18 protein-coding genes are annotated in these 17,381 nt (G+C 65.0%); 15 read left to right on the plus strand and 3 right to left on the minus strand.

Going from position 1 to position 17,381, the window contains the following annotated elements; all coding sequences use genetic code 11:
- Positions 1–61: 61 nt before the first annotated feature.
- The 4 genes from FGK64_RS05750 to FGK64_RS05765 all read left to right on the plus strand — a co-directional run bounded on the left by FGK64_RS05750 (position 62) and on the right by FGK64_RS05765 (position 2,699).
- Positions 62–262, plus strand: coding sequence for a twin transmembrane helix small protein (locus FGK64_RS05750; RefSeq protein ID WP_138862800.1), 201 nt, complete (start codon positions 62–64; stop codon positions 260–262).
- Between the two features lie 3 nt (positions 263–265).
- On the plus strand, positions 266–847 hold the full coding sequence (locus tag FGK64_RS05755; protein ID WP_138862801.1) for a cob(I)yrinic acid a,c-diamide adenosyltransferase: 582 nt from the start codon (positions 266–268) through the stop codon (positions 845–847).
- Positions 848–1,014: 167 nt separating this feature from the next.
- Entirely contained in the window at positions 1,015–1,773 is a 759-nt protein-coding gene (locus FGK64_RS05760; RefSeq protein WP_138862802.1) for an electron transfer flavoprotein subunit beta/FixA family protein, read from the plus strand.
- Positions 1,773–2,699, plus strand: a complete 927-nt coding sequence (locus FGK64_RS05765) for an electron transfer flavoprotein subunit alpha/FixB family protein (RefSeq protein WP_138862803.1) — start codon at positions 1,773–1,775, stop codon at positions 2,697–2,699. The genes FGK64_RS05760 and FGK64_RS05765 overlap by 1 nt, the downstream gene beginning before the upstream one ends.
- A gap of 133 nt (positions 2,700–2,832) precedes the next feature.
- On the opposite strand, the gene FGK64_RS05770 is transcribed toward FGK64_RS05765, so the two are convergent.
- Positions 2,833–3,663 carry a DUF6473 family protein gene (locus FGK64_RS05770; RefSeq protein ID WP_246057680.1) on the minus strand — a complete coding sequence of 277 codons (831 nt, stop codon included), beginning with the start codon at positions 3,661–3,663 and terminating at the stop codon, positions 2,833–2,835.
- 158 nt (positions 3,664–3,821) lie between these two features.
- Between FGK64_RS05770 and FGK64_RS05775 the strand changes: the two genes are divergently transcribed.
- From FGK64_RS05775 to FGK64_RS05820, 10 genes are all read left to right on the plus strand, one after another.
- Positions 3,822–4,697, plus strand: coding sequence for a 3-hydroxybutyryl-CoA dehydrogenase (locus FGK64_RS05775; RefSeq protein WP_138862805.1), 876 nt, complete (start codon positions 3,822–3,824; stop codon positions 4,695–4,697).
- A gap of 74 nt (positions 4,698–4,771) precedes the next feature.
- Positions 4,772–5,560 (plus strand): 3-oxoadipate enol-lactonase, encoded by a 789-nt coding sequence (gene pcaD / locus FGK64_RS05780; RefSeq protein WP_138862806.1) that lies wholly within the window; start codon positions 4,772–4,774, stop codon positions 5,558–5,560.
- Positions 5,553–5,933: a 4-carboxymuconolactone decarboxylase gene (gene pcaC / locus FGK64_RS05785; RefSeq protein ID WP_138862807.1), complete on the plus strand. Its 381-nt coding sequence runs from the start codon at positions 5,553–5,555 to the stop codon at positions 5,931–5,933. The genes pcaD and pcaC overlap by 8 nt, the downstream gene beginning before the upstream one ends.
- Positions 5,930–6,640: a protocatechuate 3,4-dioxygenase subunit beta gene (gene pcaH / locus FGK64_RS05790; RefSeq protein WP_138862808.1), complete on the plus strand. Its 711-nt coding sequence runs from the start codon at positions 5,930–5,932 to the stop codon at positions 6,638–6,640. Before pcaC ends, pcaH begins: the two co-directional genes overlap by 4 nt.
- 2 nt (positions 6,641–6,642) lie before the next feature.
- Complete coding sequence (pcaG, locus tag FGK64_RS05795) at positions 6,643–7,209, plus strand: protocatechuate 3,4-dioxygenase subunit alpha (protein ID WP_138862809.1); 567 nt, start codon at positions 6,643–6,645, stop codon at positions 7,207–7,209.
- Positions 7,209–7,922 carry an alpha/beta fold hydrolase gene (locus FGK64_RS05800; protein WP_138862810.1) on the plus strand — a complete coding sequence of 238 codons (714 nt, stop codon included), beginning with the start codon at positions 7,209–7,211 and terminating at the stop codon, positions 7,920–7,922. The genes pcaG and FGK64_RS05800 overlap by 1 nt, the downstream gene beginning before the upstream one ends.
- A complete protein-coding gene (locus tag FGK64_RS05805) occupies positions 7,922–9,268 on the plus strand; it encodes a lyase family protein (RefSeq protein WP_138862811.1) in 1,347 nt (448 codons plus the stop codon). Before FGK64_RS05800 ends, FGK64_RS05805 begins: the two co-directional genes overlap by 1 nt.
- An 88-nt stretch (positions 9,269–9,356) precedes the next feature.
- Positions 9,357–10,445 (plus strand): zinc-binding dehydrogenase, encoded by a 1,089-nt coding sequence (locus FGK64_RS05810; RefSeq protein WP_138862812.1) that lies wholly within the window; start codon positions 9,357–9,359, stop codon positions 10,443–10,445.
- Between the two features lie 15 nt (positions 10,446–10,460).
- Positions 10,461–11,690 carry a mandelate racemase/muconate lactonizing enzyme family protein gene (locus FGK64_RS05815; RefSeq protein ID WP_138862813.1) on the plus strand — a complete coding sequence of 410 codons (1,230 nt, stop codon included), beginning with the start codon at positions 10,461–10,463 and terminating at the stop codon, positions 11,688–11,690.
- A gap of 31 nt (positions 11,691–11,721) precedes the next feature.
- Positions 11,722–13,170 (plus strand): amidase, encoded by a 1,449-nt coding sequence (locus tag FGK64_RS05820; RefSeq protein ID WP_138862814.1) that lies wholly within the window; start codon positions 11,722–11,724, stop codon positions 13,168–13,170.
- Positions 13,171–13,173: 3 nt separating this feature from the next.
- On the opposite strand, the gene FGK64_RS05825 is transcribed toward FGK64_RS05820, so the two are convergent.
- A complete protein-coding gene (locus FGK64_RS05825) occupies positions 13,174–16,191 on the minus strand; it encodes an ABC transporter transmembrane domain-containing protein (protein WP_246057681.1) in 3,018 nt (1,005 codons plus the stop codon).
- Positions 16,192–16,378: 187 nt separating this feature from the next.
- On the opposite strand from FGK64_RS05825, the gene FGK64_RS05830 reads away from it, so the two are divergent.
- Positions 16,379–16,777 carry a DUF3307 domain-containing protein gene (locus tag FGK64_RS05830; protein WP_138862815.1) on the plus strand — a complete coding sequence of 133 codons (399 nt, stop codon included), beginning with the start codon at positions 16,379–16,381 and terminating at the stop codon, positions 16,775–16,777.
- A gap of 189 nt (positions 16,778–16,966) precedes the next feature.
- Here FGK64_RS05830 and FGK64_RS05835 read toward each other — a convergent pair whose 3' ends face one another.
- Positions 16,967–17,371: a hypothetical protein gene (locus FGK64_RS05835; protein ID WP_138862816.1), complete on the minus strand. Its 405-nt coding sequence runs from the start codon at positions 17,369–17,371 to the stop codon at positions 16,967–16,969.
- Between the last annotated feature and the right edge of the window lie 10 nt (positions 17,372–17,381).

Genomic DNA, 17,381 nt, shown 5'->3' on the forward strand with positions numbered 1-17,381 from the left:
CATTCGCCTTCGCCGCCCTTTCGCGCTAGATCCCGGGCCAACTGCAATTTCGGGGGGCCCCATGACCGCCTTGTATATCCTCATCCTCGTGCTGCTGGCCGGCGTCGTTGCCGTTCTGGCCTTTGGCGTGGGCAATTTCGGCCGCGAAGGCGAAAAAGCCGCGAAACGCAGCAACAAGGCCATGCAACTGCGCATCCTGCTGCAAGGGCTGGCTGTGCTGGCCGTGCTGCTGTTCGTGTTTCTCAAGGGCACGGGGAACTAGGCGATGGTGGTTCTGAACAAGATTTACACCCGCACCGGCGACAAGGGCACAACCGCGCTTGGCAACAACGACCGGGTCGCCAAATACGCCCCGCGCGTGGCCGCCTATGGCACGGTGGACGAACTGAACGCCCAGCTTGGCGTGGCCCGTCTGGCCGCCTCCGGCGACGTCGATACCGCACTGATGCGCATCCAGAACGACCTGTTCGATCTTGGCGCCGATCTCTGCCGCCCCGACATGGAGGCTGACGCCACCGCCGAATATCCGCCCCTGCGCATGGTGCAGGCCCAGGTTGACCGGCTGGAACGCGAAATCGACGCGATGAACGCCAACCTTGCCCCATTGCGCAGCTTTGTCCTGCCCGGTGGCTCGGCGCTGGCCGCGCATCTGCACGTCTGCCGCACCGTCGCCCGCCGGGCCGAGCGGCTTGCGGTGGAACTGGCATCCGAAGATCAGGCGAACCCGGCCGCGATCATGTACCTGAACCGCCTGTCCGACTGGTTCTTCGTGGCCGCCCGCGTGGCCAACGACAATGGCGCCGACGATGTGCTGTGGGTCCCGGGCGCCAATCGCGGCGAGGGTTAGCGCAAACTGGCGGAAATATATTCCGCAGAGCGAAACATCGTGACGTTCCGGCTTGCTTTTCCGACGTTTTTGCGCTGTTTCCCCATGACGCAGACCGCTATCAATCGCGGGAAGCGAAAACCGATACGAGTCGCACCCGGCTCGGCTGACGAAGGAGAGAACGGCCAATGAAGGTACTGGTACCTGTCAAGCGCGTGATCGACTACAACGTGAAGGTCCGCGTCAAGGCGGATGGCAGCGGTGTCGATCTTGCGAACGTGAAGATGTCGATGAACCCCTTTGACGAAATTGCCGTGGAAGAGGCGATTCGTCTGAAAGAGGCGGGCAAGGCCGAGGAAATCGTCGCCGTGTCGATCGGCGTCAAGCAGGCCCAGGAAACCCTGCGCACCGCGCTGGCCATGGGCGCCGACCGCGCGATCCTGGTCATCGCCGCCGACGACGTGCACCAGGACATCGAGCCGCTCGCCGTTGCCAAGATCCTCGCCAAGGTGGTCGAGGAAGAGCAGCCCGGCCTCGTCCTTGCGGGCAAGCAGGCGATCGACAACGACATGAACGCCACCGGCCAGATGCTCTCGGCGCTGCTGGGCTGGTCGCAGGGCACATTCGCCTCGGAACTCGACATCGACGGCGACCACGCCAAGGTGACCCGCGAAGTCGACGGCGGCCTGCAGACCATCAAGGTCAAGATGCCCGCCATCGTCACGGTCGACCTGCGCCTGAACGAACCGCGCTATGCCTCGCTGCCGAACATTATGAAGGCCAAGAAAAAGCCGCTGGATGAAAAGACCGCCGCCGATTACGGCGTCGACGTCACCCCGCGCCTTGAAATCGTCAAGACGGCCGAGCCCGAAGCCCGCGCCGCAGGCGAAATGGTGCCCGATGTCGATACGCTGGTGGCCAAACTCAAAGAAAAGGGAGTCGTGTGATGGCTGTTCTCCTGCTTGCCGAAGTGACCGATGGCGAACTCTCGCTCGACGCGACCGCCAAGGCCGTGACCGCCGCCAAATCGCTTGGCGACGTGACTGTTCTGTGCGCGGGCGGCTCTGCCGCTGCCGCCGGTGAGGCCGCCGCCAAGATCGACGGCGTGTCCAAGGTTCTGGTCGCCGAAGATGCCTCGCTCGGCCACCGCCTGGCCGAATCCACGGCCGCGCTGATCGTCAGCCTGGCAGGCGATTATGACCATATCGTTGCCCCGGCCACCACCGACGCCAAGAACGTGATGCCCCGCGTGGCCGCGCTGCTCGACGTGATGGTGATCTCGGACGCCTCGGGCGTGGTCGACGCCGACACGTTCGAGCGCCCGATCTATGCCGGCAACGCGATCCAGACGGTGAAATCGTCGGATGCGAAAAAGGTCATCACCTTCCGCACCTCGACCTTCGACGCCGCCGGTGAAGGCGGTTCGGCCCCGGTCGAAACCGTGTCGGCCGCGGAAAACCCCGGCCTGTCGGAATGGATCGAAGACAAGGTCGCCGAATCCGACCGCCCCGAGCTCACCTCGGCCGGCATCGTCGTGTCGGGTGGCCGTGGTCTCGGGTCCGAAGAAAACTTCGCGATCATCGAGAAGCTGGCCGACAAACTTGGCGCCGCTGTGGGCGCCTCGCGCGCCGCAGTCGACTCGGGCTTTGCCCCGAACGACTGGCAGGTGGGCCAGACCGGCAAGGTCGTCGCCCCCGATCTCTATGTCGCCGTCGGCATTTCGGGTGCGATCCAGCACCTTGCAGGCATGAAAGACAGCAAGATCATCGTCGCGATCAACAAAGACGAAGAAGCCCCGATCTTCCAGGTCGCCGACTACGGCCTCGTGGCCGACCTCTTCGAAGCTGTCCCCGAGCTGACCGAAAAGCTCTAAGCCTTTAAAATCCAACGCAAAGGCCCGCCCCATACCGGCGGGCCTTTCGCATGTCTGCCCTTCTTTGGGCTCCAAATATCCCGGGGGACTCCGCGCAGCGGAGGGGGGCAGAGCCCCCTCCTCCCGTCGCCCCCTACTCCGGCCCCGGAGGAAACACCGCGCTCAGGCGCGTGGCGATGCGGCCATGAAAGCGCGGCCCGATCAGATGGGCAGCTGCGGGGGTTTCCAATGCCCCGAACGACATGCGGTCCATCTCGCCCGTTGCGCCTGCCGGTTTCACCGCGATCTCCACCAATTCTGCGGCATCATCCCCCAGTTTCTGGATCATCTTGCGATCCACCAGCAACGGATTCGGCCCCAGCCCAACGCTTTCGTCCGCGCCGCGCGTGTTGTCATAGCGCAGCCACAGCAACACCGGCCGCCGCTTGAACCCGCGCAGCATCTCGCGCATACGATCGACCCAGGTCAGCTTCAGCTCTTCCACCACCAGATTGCAGCGCCGCGGCGATATCCGGTACAGGGTCTGCAACAGGTGCTTGTTGAAATTGATCTCCGAAAAATCTGCCTCGGGGAAGGCTTTGATCAACAGGATCGTCGGCTCGACAAATCGGTCATTGCGGCGCGGATGCACCCGGAAATAGCGATTCGAAAGGTTCTGCGCCCCCATAACCTGCACCACCGCCCGCTCCGCCTGTCGCGCGATGTTCATCAGGTCCGGATCTTGCAGGTAGGTATCGATACCGCCGTTTGCACAGCCAAGGTTCACGCAGGAATGGCCTGTGATTTCCTCGACCAAAGTCGGATATGGCATCTTCACGAAACGTCCGAATGTTTCACCTTCGCCAAGAAACGCGAAATAGGGCGGAGACAGGTCGTGCGCCGGCCCCCGGCACATGATCCGCGATGCCCCATATCTGCATAAGTCGTCGCCGCGCGTTGACGCGCCTTGCCTGTCAAAGCTCATAACACCCACCAGTTCTTTTCACCCGTCGGGCAATAGGCCTCAAAACCCTTACCAATCCGCTAAACCGCGAATTTTCTCTATCCCCGACGCCCCTCGGCCCCTTGTCCCTGCCCCCGTCGCGCCGATAAGGTTTGCCAGCGCAGCAAAGGGCGGAATACATGACAATCCAGAAAATCGGTGTGATCGGCGCGGGCCAGATGGGCAACGGGATCGCCCATGTGATGGCAATGGCAGGCTTTGACGTCATCATGAACGACATCAGCCAGGATGCGCTGGACGCCGCCGTCAAACGCATCGAAGGCAATCTGGCGCGTCAGGTCGGACGCGGCAAGGTGTCCGAATCCGACATGACCGCCGCAATGAGCCGGATCACCACCACGCTGCACCTGAAAGACATCGGCCAGACCGATCTGGTGATCGAAGCCGCAACCGAGCGGGAAAGCGTGAAACAGGCGATCTTCGAAGATCTTCAGCCGCACCTGAAGCCTGAAACCATCCTTACCTCGAACACCTCGTCGATTTCCATCACCCGTCTGGCCAGCCGCACGGACCGGCCCGAACGCTTCATGGGGTTCCACTTCATGAACCCGGTGCCGGTGATGCAGTTGGTCGAACTGATCCGGGGTATCGCCACCGACGAGGCGACCTACAAGGCCTGCCTTGGCGTGGTGGAAAAGCTGGGCAAGACGGCGGCCTCGGCCGAGGATTTCCCCGCCTTCATCGTAAACCGCATCCTGATGCCAATGATCAACGAGGCGGTCTATACGCTCTACGAAGGCGTCGGCAGCGTGAAATCCATCGACGAATCGCTGAAGCTGGGAGCCAACCACCCGATGGGGCCGCTGGAGCTGGCCGATTTCATCGGGCTCGACACCTGCCTTGCCATCATGAACGTGCTGCACGACGGGCTGGCCGATACAAAATACCGCCCCTGCCCGCTGCTGACCAAATATGTCGAGGCCGGCTGGCTTGGCCGCAAGACCAACCGTGGGTTCTACGACTATCGCGGCGAACACCCCGTCCCGACCCGTTAGGGCTAACACCCCGGGCGCTGCTTTACGTTACGGCGCGCACGACATAATGTGGCCCGGAAATATGGGGGGCTTTCATGCACATAGCCAATCTGGACGGGGTATCCCTGCACTACCGGGTCGATGGTGACCCGGATGGCGCGCCGGTCCTGTTCGCCAATTCGCTGGGCACCGATCTGCGGCTGTGGGACAGCACGCTTGCGCTGATGCCGAAGGGGCTGAAATTCATCCGCTACGACAAGCGCGGCCATGGGCTGTCGTCGATGCCGCCGGGGCCCTATTCGATGGGCGCGCTGGTGACCGATGTCGAACGTCTGTGCGATCACCTGAACCTCCGCGATTGCGTGATGGTCGGTCTGTCGATCGGCGGCATGATCGCGCAGGGCCTTGCGGTGAAACGTCTGGATATCGTGCGCGGTCTGGTTCTGTCGAACACGGCGGCCAAGATCGGCACCCCCGAAATGTGGAACGAACGCAACGCCGCGATCCAGTCGGGCGGGATCGAACCGCTGGCCGATGGCGTGATGGAGCGCTGGTTCGGCAAGGCCTTCCGCGCCACGCCCGAGATGGCGCTGTGGCGCGCGATGCTGGTGCGCCAGCCGGTCGAGGGCTATACCGGCTGTTCCGCCGCCATCGCGGGCACCGATTTCTATACCCCCACCAGCGGCTTGCGCCTGCCTGCCCTTGGCATCGCGGGCGATCAGGACGGATCAACGCCGCCCGATCTGGTGCGCGAAACCGTCAACCTGATCCCCGGCTCGCGGTTCCACCTGATCCGCGGGGCCGGGCACCTGCCCTGCGTCGAGAACCCGGTTGAATACGCGCAGACCCTGACAACCTTTTTGAAAGAGATCGGCCATGTCTGACACCTATGATCGCGGCATGAAAACCCGGCGCGAGGTTCTGGGCGATGCCCATGTGGACCGGGCCGAAGCCGCCAAGACCGATCTGGACATGCCGTTCCAGTCGCTGATCACCGAAGGCGCATGGGGCACAGTCTGGTCCTCCGATGCGATCACCCGGCGCGAACGGTCGATGCTGACGCTGGCATTGCTTGCGGCCACCGGGAATTTCGACGAAATCCCGATGCACATTCGCGCCACCGCGCGCACCGGCGCCACCAAAACCGACGTGATGGAAGCTTTCCAGCATGTCGCCATTTACGCGGGCGTGCCCAAGGCGAACCACGCGTTGAAACTGGCCAAAGCCACCTACAAGGAAATGGAGAGCGAGCAATGAGCCTGCTGCCGCGCAACCGCAACGCGCACCCGCCAGCCTATGCCCCGGGGTACAAATCCAGCGTCCCGCGCAGCCCGTCCAAGGCGCTGATTTCCGGTGTCGCCACTGCCAGCGAACAGACCGGCCCGATGTTCGGCCACGAGGTGCTGGGCGAACGCGACAACAACCTGATCCTGAACTTCACCGGCCAGCCCGCCATTGGCGAACGCATCATCGTGCATGGCCGCGTGCTTGACGAATACCGCCGCCCGGTGCCCGGCGCGCTGCTGGAGATCTGGCAGGCCAACGCGGGCGGACGCTATCGCCACAAGAAAGACAGCTATCTTGCCCCGCTGGACCCGAATTTCGGCGGCTGCGGTCGCACCATCACAGGCGAAGACGGCAGCTACGAATTCCTGACGATCCGCCCCGGCGCCTACCCGTGGCCCAACGGCCCGAACGACTGGCGCCCGATGCACATCCACTTTTCCGTCTTTGGTCACAGCTTTGGCCAGCGGCTGATCACCCAGATGTATTTCGAGGGTGACCCTCTGATCGCGCGCTGCCCGATTGTGAACACCATTCCCGACAAATCGGTGGTGGATCGCCTTGTCGCCCCGCTCGACATGACACGCGCGCTGCCGCTGGATTGCCTTGCCTACAAGTTCGACATCGTGCTGCGCGGTCAGCGCCAGACCATGTTCGAAAACAAGCCCGAGGGGATGTAACCATGGTCCAACCGCTTGATTATCTGGAAGAAAGCCCCTCGCAAACTGCCGGGCCCTATGTTCACATCGGCTGCACCCCGAATTTCGTCGGGATCGAAGGCATCTACGATCAGGATCTGGGCCTTGCGCCCTTCCCCGACGATGCCCCGGGCGAGCGGATCACCGTGACCGGAACCGTCTATGACGGTACCGGCACCGCGCTGCGCGACGTGCTGATCGAAACCTGGCAGGCGGGTGCCGATGGTACTTTCGGCCCCGGTGCTCAGGGCTGGTGCCGGATGCCGTCCGACCTCGAGACCGGGGAATTCGTGCTGAACACCGTGAAACCCGGCGCCACCGGCAAACAGGCACCGCATATCTCGCTGTGGATCGTGGCGCGTGGCATCAACATCGGCTTGCAGACGCGGATGTATTTCGAAGGCGACGATCATTCGGCCGACCCGCTGCTGAACCGGCTGGAACATCAGAACCGGCGCGGCACGCTGATCGCGCGCGACACCGGCAATGGCACCTATCGCTTTGACATCCGGCTTCAGGGCGAAGGCGAAACCGTGTTTCTCGATCTCTGATGGCGCGGTTTCTGCTGGTGCATGGGTCGTGCCACGGGGCGTGGTGCTGGCGCGATGCGATTCCCGCATTGGAGGCCCTTGGGCACCAAGCGCAGGCCATCGACCTGCCCGGCCACGGCGAAGATGACACGCCCGTTGGCGATTGCACCCTGCCGGGCTGCGGTGCGGCGGTGCTGGCGGCCACCACGCCCGACACCATCATCGTCGGCCATTCCTGGGGCGGCTACCCGATCAGCGCGGCGGCAGAGGTCGACCCGAGTGCCATGCGCGCGCTGGTCTACCTTTGCGCCTATGTGCCGCGCGACGGGTTAAGCCTTGTCGACATGCGCAAACGCGCCGAACGGCAGCCGATCCTGCCCGCCGTGGTACGCGATGCCGATGGCTGTTCCATCACCATCGACCCGGAACAGGCGCCCGATCTGTTCTATCACGATTGCGCATCCGAGGTGGTCGAATGGGCCGTGTCGCAACTGGGGCCGCAGGCGATCCTGCCGCAGACCACCCCGATTGAGATCAGCGACCGTTACGCCAGCGTGGAACGGTTCTATATCCGTTGCGCCGAAGACCGCACGATCCCGCCCGAATACCAGGCCGAGATGGTGCAGGACTGGCCCGAGGATCGCGTGTTCCAGATGAACACCTCGCATTCGCCGTTCTTGTCGGATCCAGCGGGGCTGGCGCAGATTCTCGACACCATCGCGGGCCGTCTCTGATGGCCGGGTCGGCGTTTGACAGCGCCCTCTACGGGCGGCTTTTCGATGCGGGCGACGCGGGGCGGCTGTTCACCGACACCGCCGAGGTCCGCGCCATGTTGCTGGTCGAAGGTGCGCTGGCCAAGGCGCAGGGCGCGCTGGGGGTGATCCCGGAAACCGCCGCTGCCGCCATCGGCCGCGCCGCCGTGGAGATCGTGATCGACCCGGGCGCGCTGGCCAAGGCCACGGGCACCAATGGCGTCGCCGTACCCGCGCTGGTCGCCGCCTTCCGAAGCGAGATGAACGCGCCGGAACACGCGCAATTCGTGCATTGGGGCGCGACCAGTCAGGACATTTCCGACACCGCGCTGATGCTGCGGCTGCGGCAGGCGCTGACCCGGGTCGAGGGCGACCTGCGCGCCGCTGTCACCGCGCTGGCCGACATGGCCGAACGTCACGCAGGCCAGCCGATGGCCGCGCGCACCTATGGTCAGCACGCCACCGTTACCAGCTTTGGCAGCGTGGCCGCCGGATGGGGCGCGCCTCTTCTGGCGCTGCTGGACGAATTGCCGACCCTGCGGCGCGACTGTTTGCTGGTCTCGCTCTCGGGCGCGGCAGGCACCGGGGCGGCCTTGGGCGACAGGGCGGCCGAGACTCGCGCCGCACTGGCTGCCGGGCTTGATCTGGGCGACCCGGCCCGCAGCTGGCACGCCGACCGCACGCCGGTGCTGCGACTGGCCGACTGGTTTCTGCGCGTCTCGCTGGCCTTCGCGAAACTGGGCGAAGATTGCACCGAACTCGCCATGTCGGGCATCGGCGAAGTCGCGCTTGGCGGTGCGGGCGGGTCGTCGACCATGCCGCAGAAACAGAACCCGGTCGCACCCTCGGTGCTGATTGCGCTGGGGCGTCAGGGCGCGGCGCTGATGGCCGCGCTGCACGGGGCCGGGATGCCGCGCCACCAGCGCGACGGCGCTGCGTGGTTCACCGAATGGCTGTGCCTGCCGCAAATCGTGCTGGGCGCCGCCACCTCTGCCCGAAGCGGGCGCGCGATGCTCGACGGCCTTGCCCCACAGGCGCAGGCGATCGCGGCAACCCTGACCCGGGGTCTTGGCATGATCCACGCCGAGGCGCTCAGTTTCGCGCTGGCCGAAACCCTGCCCCGGCCAGAGGCTCAGGCTGCCGTGAAAAAGCTTTGCGCCGAAGCGATTGACACCGGCACCCAATTGCGCGCGCTGGTCGAACGCGATCACCCGACCCTTGATGCGGCGGCAATCTTCGACGACAGCGCTCAGATGGGCCATGCCCCCGGAGATGCCACCGGCTTTGCCCGCGCGGCCCGAGATTGGCTGGCGGCGCATCCGGCCTAGGAGGTGTTCCGCATTGCGGAATTACGTTTCACCCTTGCGCCACGCTTTCCACCCGCTAACCTGACCAGGGCAAACAGGGAGAGCCAGCATGCAGACCATAAGGGCGGCCGTGTGCCATGCCTTCAACGAACCGCTTGTGATCGAGGATGTCCAGCTTGCTGCGCCGGGCCAGGGCGGGGTCGAGGTGGAACTGGACGCGGTGGCGATCTGCCATTCCGACGTGTCGTTCTGGCAGGGCGGATTCGGCGGCCACCTGCCTGCCGTTTACGGGCACGAGGCGGCTGGCCGCATCACCGCCCTGGGCGAGGGCGTCACCGGCCTGTCGGTGGGCGATCATGTCTGCGTCACGCTGATCCGCGCCTGTGGCGAATGCCCCTCGTGCCACTCGGCCCGGCTAACCACCTGTGAAACGCCGATCGACGGCACCGCCGGGCCGCTGTCCACAATGGGCGGCGAAAAGATGCTGCAGGCGATGGCCTGTGGCGCCTTCGCCGAAAAGGTCGTCGTGGACCAAAGCCAGGTCGTGGTGATCCCCGAGGACGTGAAGAAGGAGGTCGCCGCGCTGATTTCCTGCGGTGTCATCACCGGCGTGGGGGCTGCGGTCAACGCCGCCGGACTGCGCGTGGGGCAGGACGTGGTGGTGATCGGCGCGGGCGGCGTCGGTCTGAATGCGATCCAGGGCGCGCGCATCGCCGGGGCGCGCCGCATCGTGGCGGTGGATATGCTGCCCGAAAAGCTCGACATCGCGCGCGAATTCGGCGCCACCGACGTGGTCGAGGCCAATGACCCGAAGCCTTGGCGCACCGTCAAGCAGATGCTGGGCCGGGGCGCCGATGCGGTGCTGGTCACCGTGGGGGTCGCGCAGGTCTACGATCAGGCGCCGCGCTACCTCGCGCCCAGCGGCAACGTCGTGATGGTGGGCATGCCCCACGCCGATCAGACCTCGCGCTATTCGCCCTTGGGCATGGCCGATCAGGGCCAGGGGTTCATCGGCTCGAAAATGGGAAATGTCGTGATCAAACGCGACATTCCGTGGATGATCGACCTGTACAAACAGGGCCGCCTGAAACTGGACGAGCTGATTTCCGGCCGTTGGTCGCTGGATCAGATCAACGAGGCCATCGCCAATACCGCCAGCGGCGCGGCGCGGCGCAACGTGATCCTGTTCGACCGCTAGCCCGAAAGGCCCCCGATGAAACTGCGCGATCTTGATGTCATCGTCACCGCCCCGCCCGCGCCGGGCTGGGGCGGGCGGTACTGGATACTGGTCAAGCTGACGACCGACGATGGCATCACCGGCTGGGGCGAATGTTATGCCGCCACCGTCGGCCCCGAGACGATGCGGGCCGTGATCACCGATGTCTTCGCCCGCCACATGCAAGGCGAAAACCCCGAGAATATCGAGATGATGTTCCGCCGTGCCTATTCCAGCGGCTTTACCCAGCGCCCCGACCCCACGGTGATGGGCGCGTTTTCGGGGCTGGAAATCGCCTGCTGGGATATTCTGGGCAAGGCGCGCAACCGCCCGGTCTATGCGCTGCTCGGCGGCATGATGAACCCGCGCGTCCGGGCCTATACCTATCTGTACCCGCAGGAGGGCGACGATATCTCGGCCTTCTGGACCTCGCCCGAGATGGCCGCCGACTGTGCCGCGCAGATGGTGCAACAGGGCTATACGGCGGTGAAATTCGACCCGGCCGGCCCCTATACGCTGCGCGGCGGGCACATGCCTGCGATGCAGGACATCACCTTGTCGGTGGCCTTCTGCCGCGCGGTGCGCGAGGCGGTGGGCGACCAGGCAGACCTGTTGTTCGGCACGCACGGGCAGTTTTCGACCGCCGGGGCGATCCGGTTGGGCCGCGCGCTGGAACCCTATCAGCCGCTGTGGTTCGAAGAACCGATTCCGCCGGACAACGTGGGGGAAATGGCCCGCGTCGCGCAGGCCGTCGGCATCCCCATCGCCACCGGAGAGCGGCTCACCACCAAGGCCGAATTCGCCCCCCTGCTGCGCGCCGGCGCCGCCAGCATCCTGCAACCCGCACTGGGCCGCGCGGGCGGCATATGGGAGATGAAGAAGGTCGCCGCCATGGCCGAGGTCTACAACGCCCAGATGGCGCCGCACCTCTACGCCGGGCCGGTGGAATGGGCGGCAAACCTGCATCTGGCGGCATCGATCCCGAACCTGTTGATGGCCGAAACGATCGAAACGCCGTTCCATGACGCGCTGATCAAGGGCAGCATCCGCGTGGATCAGGGATTTGTCGCGCTGTCCGACGCCCCCGGACTTGGCATCGAGATCGACGAGGAACTCGCTCGCGCCCATCCCTTCACCGGCGACCACCTGCATCTGGAAATGCAGGAAGCGCCCTGCGATTACGCCAACGGCAACGCCTTTCAGGGCGGCGCGCCCACTGGCACATGAGACGGGTTCGCCCCATCCAAGGAGCACACTGATGCGCCCCGAGACCACGTTTTCCGGCCCCGACCTCTGTGCCCGCCCCGCGCGCGAGATCGTGGCCGAACTGCGCTCTGGCCACCTTGACCCGGTCGATCTGGTCGCCGCCTCGGCGCAGCGGATCGAACAGGTTGAACCCGATGTAAACGCCGTGGTGACACGCTGCACCGAACGCGCGTTGAAACAGGCGGCCGATCTGCCGACCCATGCTGCGCAGAACGCCGCGCTGGCCGGGTGGCTGGCTGGCCTGCCGGTGGGGATCAAGGATCTGAACAATGTCGGCGGGGTCAAAACCACCTTCGGCAACACGGCGATGCGCGATTTCACCCCCGAGGTCAGCGATGCCTTTGTCGCCCGCCTGGAGAGCCGCGGCGCGTTGGTGATGGGCAAGACGAACACGCCCGAATTCGGCGCGGGCGGCAATTCCAAAAACGAGGTCTTCGGCGCCACCCGCAACCCCTGGGACACTCGGATGAACGCGGGCGGGTCCTCGGGCGGGGCGGCGGTGTCGCTGGCAACGGGCGAGGTGTGGCTGTCGCAGGGGTCCGATCTGATGGGCAGCCTGCGCACCCCCGCGGCCCATTGCGGCGTGCTTGGCCTGCGCCCCTCTCCGGGCCGCGCCGGGGGCAGCCCGGCGCTGGGCGCATTTCTGCCCGAAGCGGTGCAAGGCCCGATGGCGCGCGACGTGCGCGACATTGCGCTGTTCCTTGACACGATGACAGGCTGGGACGCGGCGATGCCGCTGTCGCTGGACGCGCCTGCCACGCCCTTTGCGCAGGCCGTGGATCAGGACGCCCCCGCCCCCTGCATCGCGTTTTCCGAAGATCAGAACGGCTTTGCCCCGGTAGAAGGCGAAATCCGCACCGTGCTGCGCGCCGCGATGAAACAGGTCGCCCGCGCGGGGGCGACTGTGGACACCGCCTGCCCCGATCTGCCGCAGCTGAACGACACCTACCTGAGCTTGCGTGGGATGCACTATGGCGCCGTGGTTGACCGTCTGCCGCCCGAAGTGCAGGCGACGTTCTGCGACCGCCTGCGCGACAACGTCGCCTTTGGGCGCGCCCTGACGCGCGATGCGATCTATGACGCGATCCACCACCGTTCGCTGATCTACGACACCATGCGCCGCTTCCTGACCCACCACGACGTGCTGGCAATTCCGGTCGTCGGGCTGGCCCCCGCCAAGGTCGAGCTGGATTATCCCGAAATGGTGGATGGCGAGCCGGTCGGCACCTACGAATCCTGGCTGCGGTTCTCGTTCCTGGCGGTGGTTGCCAACCTGCCCGCGCTGGCGATGCCTGTTGGCTTCACGCCCGCCGGGCTGCCCGTGTCGCTGCAACTGATCGGCGCCCCCCGGGCCGAGGCGCGGCTGCTGCAATGCGCGCTGTTCATCGAACAGGCGCTGGCCCTGCCCGCTACTCCGATCGACCCGATCCGCCGCCACTAGCGTCTAGTTGCGCACGTATCCGGCCACCACCTGCAACAGCTTGAATGCCGTGGCGGCATCGTTTTCGACCACGGCCAGGAATTCTTCGGCCCCGATCCGCAGGCAGCGCAGATCGCTTTCTGCCACCATCGACAGGGCGCGCGGTTCGTTGCGGATCAACCCCAACTCGCCCACCAGCGTGCCTGGCCCAGAGCGCACGATAAGCGTGTCCTCGCCCTCGGTGCTGGGTAGGTACATCCCGGCCTCGCCCTCAAGGATCAGATAGGCGCCATCGGTCGGCGCATCATCTTTCAAAAACACGGTTTCGCCCTGCTGCGCGGTGAACCAGCGTGCGCCAAACGCCAGCAGCCGCAACTGCTTGCGCGAGAGGGTGGAAAACAGCGCGGTCTGTTCCAGCGCCCGCAGCTTGCGCCCAAGGTCAGCCGTTGCAGCGCCATCGTCGCCCGAGTCTGTTGCCAGCCCATCGCGCACGATCCGGCCCTGCTGCACTTCTATTTCCATATCCGCCTCCGGAATCGCATCGGCACTGTCGGCCAGATAAATCAGCGTGGTGTCTGGCAGCAGCCTGCGCAGGCTGTCATGCATGGCGCGCCGTGTTTCTGCCGGATAGCTGGCAAGCGGGGTTTCAAGGATCAGCACATCTGGCCGCTTGATCGCCGCACGGGACAGGGCCAGCGGCTCGGCAAACAGCGACGACAGGCTGCCTCCCGACAACGCTATCGGCAGGTCGTAAATCAGCTGCAGCACCGCCCCGTTCGCGCCGCTTTCGGCCAGCGCGTTCGCCACAAGGCGGCGCAGGTCGTCGGCCCGGGCGCCTGCATCCTGCGACATCTTCCCAAAAAGCGCATTCTCCAGAACCGTCAGCCCAGGCGCAATGGCGTCGTCCGAGAGCGGCACGAACAGATCACCCAGCGTCGCCGTCAGCACCGCCGAATGGCTGTGCCGCACGTCTAGAATGCGCTGTTTCAGCGCTTCGGGAAAAGCCGGGCCGATCTGGTCGGCCGAGATTTGCGCCGGCACGATCAGCAACTGCCCCAGCTGCGCATCGCTCAGTCCCGCCGCCCCCGTTTCGCGCGTCTGTTCAACCAGCGCGACGGCGTGTTCATAGGTGTCGACGTCAAGCCCGAGCGCGCGGAACAGCGGATGATCGGTGCCATCCATTCCAAAGATCTGGCGCAGCATGTCGATCACGTCGCGGGTCAGCGCCAGCAGAGTCACATCAAGGTTCAACGCCCGCATCTGCGCCAGAAACTCGCTCTGCGCCACCAGCAGATCGGCGGTGATCGGCGCCCGGGGCGAGGCAAACAGCAGGTTTTCCGCCACCGGCAGCGCGGGATTATAGCTGTCGGGGTCCAGCCGATGCACATAGCGCTCCAGCCCGGCCTCGGAGACGGCAAAGCGCACCCGCTCCCGCAGCCCGGTGATCGCTTCCGACAGTTCGGGATAGCGGGCGGCATCGAACTTCTGGTCCAGCCCGCGCCGGATCAGCGCGTTGCCCTGCCCCATGCCTTCGATCAGGCTGGCCCAGAAGGCTCGCAATTCGCCGGTATCGGCAAAACCCGACAGCTCGGGATCAAGCCACTCCACATCCAGCGGATCGGCGCTGTTGCCGGCGCGCAGCGATTCCTCGGCAAACTCCGCATCGCTGCCCGCAGCTGACGGGCGGCGCTTCATCGCCATCATCACGTTGTCGCCGAAACTGCCCTGAAACAGGTGCGGCCGCGAATTCGCATGGCCGATCCGCGCGGCCACCACCGCCTGATGCACCCCCGCCATGTCGGTCTCGCCAATGCGCAACCGCCCCGAGGCAGGCAGCACCTCGCGCGTCAGAACTTCGGCCAGGGCGCGCCGGTCTTCGCCGCTGGGGGCGGTCACACCGATCACCTTACCCATGGGTAGGGTGGCCGTCAGATCCTCCAGCACCGCGTTGCCATCGGCGTCGCGCACCGTCACCCCGTCCAGCACCACATCGCCCTGCAGGCGCGGCAAAGGATCGGGCGGGGCATCGAACCGCGTTTCTTCCATCATGCCCTGAGGCGCGAAGCGTTCGGTCACGATCTCCCAACGGATCGCCATGTCCTGCGTCTGGTTGTAATAGGCCAGCAGCTCTTTCCACGGGCTCGACAGATCCTTGTAGGCCGCCAGCGCCGCCACAAGCGCGCCCAGCGAAACGGCGCCCTGCAAAACCAGGTAGCCGCCGATCGAGAAAAAGAAGAAAGGCGTCAGCTGCGAGATGAAGTTGTTGAGAAACTTCATGAAGAATTTCTTCTGGTAAATCTCGAAGCGGATCGCGAACAGCCGCCCCAGCTGGGCCGAGATCATCGCCTGCCGATAGCGCCAGCCGCCATTGGCCCTCAACGCCGTGATCCCCGCCGCGCTTTCGCCAATGTCGGCGGCGAGCACCCGCACCTCGGCCACGCGCTTCTTGTTCAGCAGGTTGATCTGGCGCTGGAGCTTGGGGATCAGCCAGGCCTGCAGCGGTATCAGCGCACAGGCCGCCACGCCGAACCAGAAACTCTGCAGGAACAGAAAGCCAAGAATGGTCAGCATTTGCCCTGCCTGCAACACGGGCTGGCTGATCGCATCGCCCATCAAGCCGCCCATCGGCTCGCTCTCAGCGGTAATCATCGACACCAGCTCGCCCTGGCTGACCCGTTCGAAATAGGGCTGCGGAAACCGGAAGATGCGCGCAATCAACTGATAGCGAAAGCGCCGCAACATCCGCTCGGCCAGCACCCCCTTCATAGTGTTGATCCGCATCTTGACCAACCCATGCGCCAGCACGGCCGCCAGGAAGGCGGCGCACAGCAACGCAAGGAAACTGACCTGGCTCAGCTCGAACCCCAACACGTCGATCCGCTCGGATTGGGCACCGATCGCGTCGTTGATGATGCGCTTGGGCAGCTCCAGCGTCAGGTACAGCAACGGAAACAGGCACGAGGTCACAACCAGCAGAATCAGCTGATCGCGGCGCGAATATTTCCAGATGAATTTGAAAAGCGTCGGTTCTATTTGGTTCACCCGGTCACGTCGCAGGGCCTCTGGCCCGGGCAAACCTAGCAACCCCGCCCCGCTGCTGGCAATTGCTTTTGCATCGGCGCGAACCCTCCCGTGAGCACACACGCAAAGCGGGTGAAAAACGCGGGCTTGATCGCCCGAGGCTTCCCCCCCTAAGCTTGCTCCTGCAATGCTGCACCCGGAGGCGGATTTGCCGGCAACCGTAACGACGACCCTGTTCCTGATCGCGCTGCTGCAGATCAAGCACATGTTTGCGGATTACTTCCTGCAGACCCCGCGCATGTTGTCAGGTCGCGGCGAATACTGGCACATGGGCCGAGCCCAACATGCGGGCGTGCACGCGCTGGGATCCGCGCTTGCGCTGCTGCTGGTGGGCGCGGACGGTCTGTTCACGCTCTGCCTCGTCGCCGTGGAATGGATCGTGCATTTCAACATCGACTGGGGCAAGGCGCGCTACTCGGACCGCAAGGCCTACGACCCCGGCCAGGCCGGATTCTGGCGCGCCAACGGCTTCGATCAGGCGCTGCATCAGCTGACCTATGTCGCGATGGGCGGCATCTGGGCATGGTGGTATCACCCGGGCCCCTAAGCCGGCCTTCACCCCTTTCATTATTCAAAAAATACTTCGGGGGACTCTGGCGCAGCCAGAGGGGGGCAGAGCCCCCTTTTCCGCCTATCGACGAAACGGCCCGTGCTGTTCAATGAAATCACCAACCGCGCTGACGCGCGGTGCCTCCGGCGGGGATATTTGGACCCCAAAGAATGAGGGGCGCAGGACTTACAGCAGCGCGTTCAGCCGAGTCAGCTCGTCGCGCGCGGCGCGCAGGGCGGTGGCGGCCTCGGCGGCGGGCATAGCAACGCGCTTGCCGCCTTCGCCGAGGAAGGTGGCCGTACCGTCGGAGACCTCGATGTCGATCCAGGTCTCTTCATAATGATAGTCGAACCGTACGCTCTTGCCCGCCTCGATCTCGTCCGGAGCCTGGTCCAGCAGCACGCGAACAACGTGGTCGAAGTCGTCCTCGATGAAGATCGGGCCGCCCGGGCCTTCGATGGCGATGCCTCCCACGCAGTCCTCGGCGACGTTCAGCCGCGCGCGCAGTGCGGCATCTTCGATCAGGACGCTGGCTTCGACGTAGTTTCCGTCGGGCGGGGTGAAGTAAAGGATGATGTCGACGTCTGGCACCTTGCGGCTC

Source organism: Arenibacterium halophilum (assembly GCF_005938225.1).
Taxonomy (GTDB): domain Bacteria; phylum Pseudomonadota; class Alphaproteobacteria; order Rhodobacterales; family Rhodobacteraceae; genus Arenibacterium; species Arenibacterium halophilum.

Bases quoted from the DNA above. Each gene is read 5' to 3' on its own strand.
- FGK64_RS05750 (WP_138862800.1), top strand. From the start codon at position 62: ATGACCGCCTTGTATATCCTCATCCTCGTGCTGCTGGCCGGCGTCGTT.
- FGK64_RS05755 (WP_138862801.1), top strand. From the start codon at position 266: ATGGTGGTTCTGAACAAGATTTACACCCGCACCGGCGACAAGGGCACA.
- FGK64_RS05760 (WP_138862802.1), top strand. From the start codon at position 1,015: ATGAAGGTACTGGTACCTGTCAAGCGCGTGATCGACTACAACGTGAAG.
- FGK64_RS05765 (WP_138862803.1), top strand. From the start codon at position 1,773: ATGGCTGTTCTCCTGCTTGCCGAAGTGACCGATGGCGAACTCTCGCTC.
- FGK64_RS05770 (WP_246057680.1), bottom strand. From the start codon at position 3,663: ATGAGCTTTGACAGGCAAGGCGCGTCAACGCGCGGCGACGACTTATGC.
- FGK64_RS05775 (WP_138862805.1), top strand. From the start codon at position 3,822: ATGACAATCCAGAAAATCGGTGTGATCGGCGCGGGCCAGATGGGCAAC.
- pcaD (WP_138862806.1), top strand. From the start codon at position 4,772: ATGCACATAGCCAATCTGGACGGGGTATCCCTGCACTACCGGGTCGAT.
- pcaC (WP_138862807.1), top strand. From the start codon at position 5,553: ATGTCTGACACCTATGATCGCGGCATGAAAACCCGGCGCGAGGTTCTG.
- pcaH (WP_138862808.1), top strand. From the start codon at position 5,930: ATGAGCCTGCTGCCGCGCAACCGCAACGCGCACCCGCCAGCCTATGCC.
- pcaG (WP_138862809.1), top strand. From the start codon at position 6,643: ATGGTCCAACCGCTTGATTATCTGGAAGAAAGCCCCTCGCAAACTGCC.
- FGK64_RS05800 (WP_138862810.1), top strand. From the start codon at position 7,209: ATGGCGCGGTTTCTGCTGGTGCATGGGTCGTGCCACGGGGCGTGGTGC.
- FGK64_RS05805 (WP_138862811.1), top strand. From the start codon at position 7,922: ATGGCCGGGTCGGCGTTTGACAGCGCCCTCTACGGGCGGCTTTTCGAT.
- FGK64_RS05810 (WP_138862812.1), top strand. From the start codon at position 9,357: ATGCAGACCATAAGGGCGGCCGTGTGCCATGCCTTCAACGAACCGCTT.
- FGK64_RS05815 (WP_138862813.1), top strand. From the start codon at position 10,461: ATGAAACTGCGCGATCTTGATGTCATCGTCACCGCCCCGCCCGCGCCG.
- FGK64_RS05820 (WP_138862814.1), top strand. From the start codon at position 11,722: ATGCGCCCCGAGACCACGTTTTCCGGCCCCGACCTCTGTGCCCGCCCC.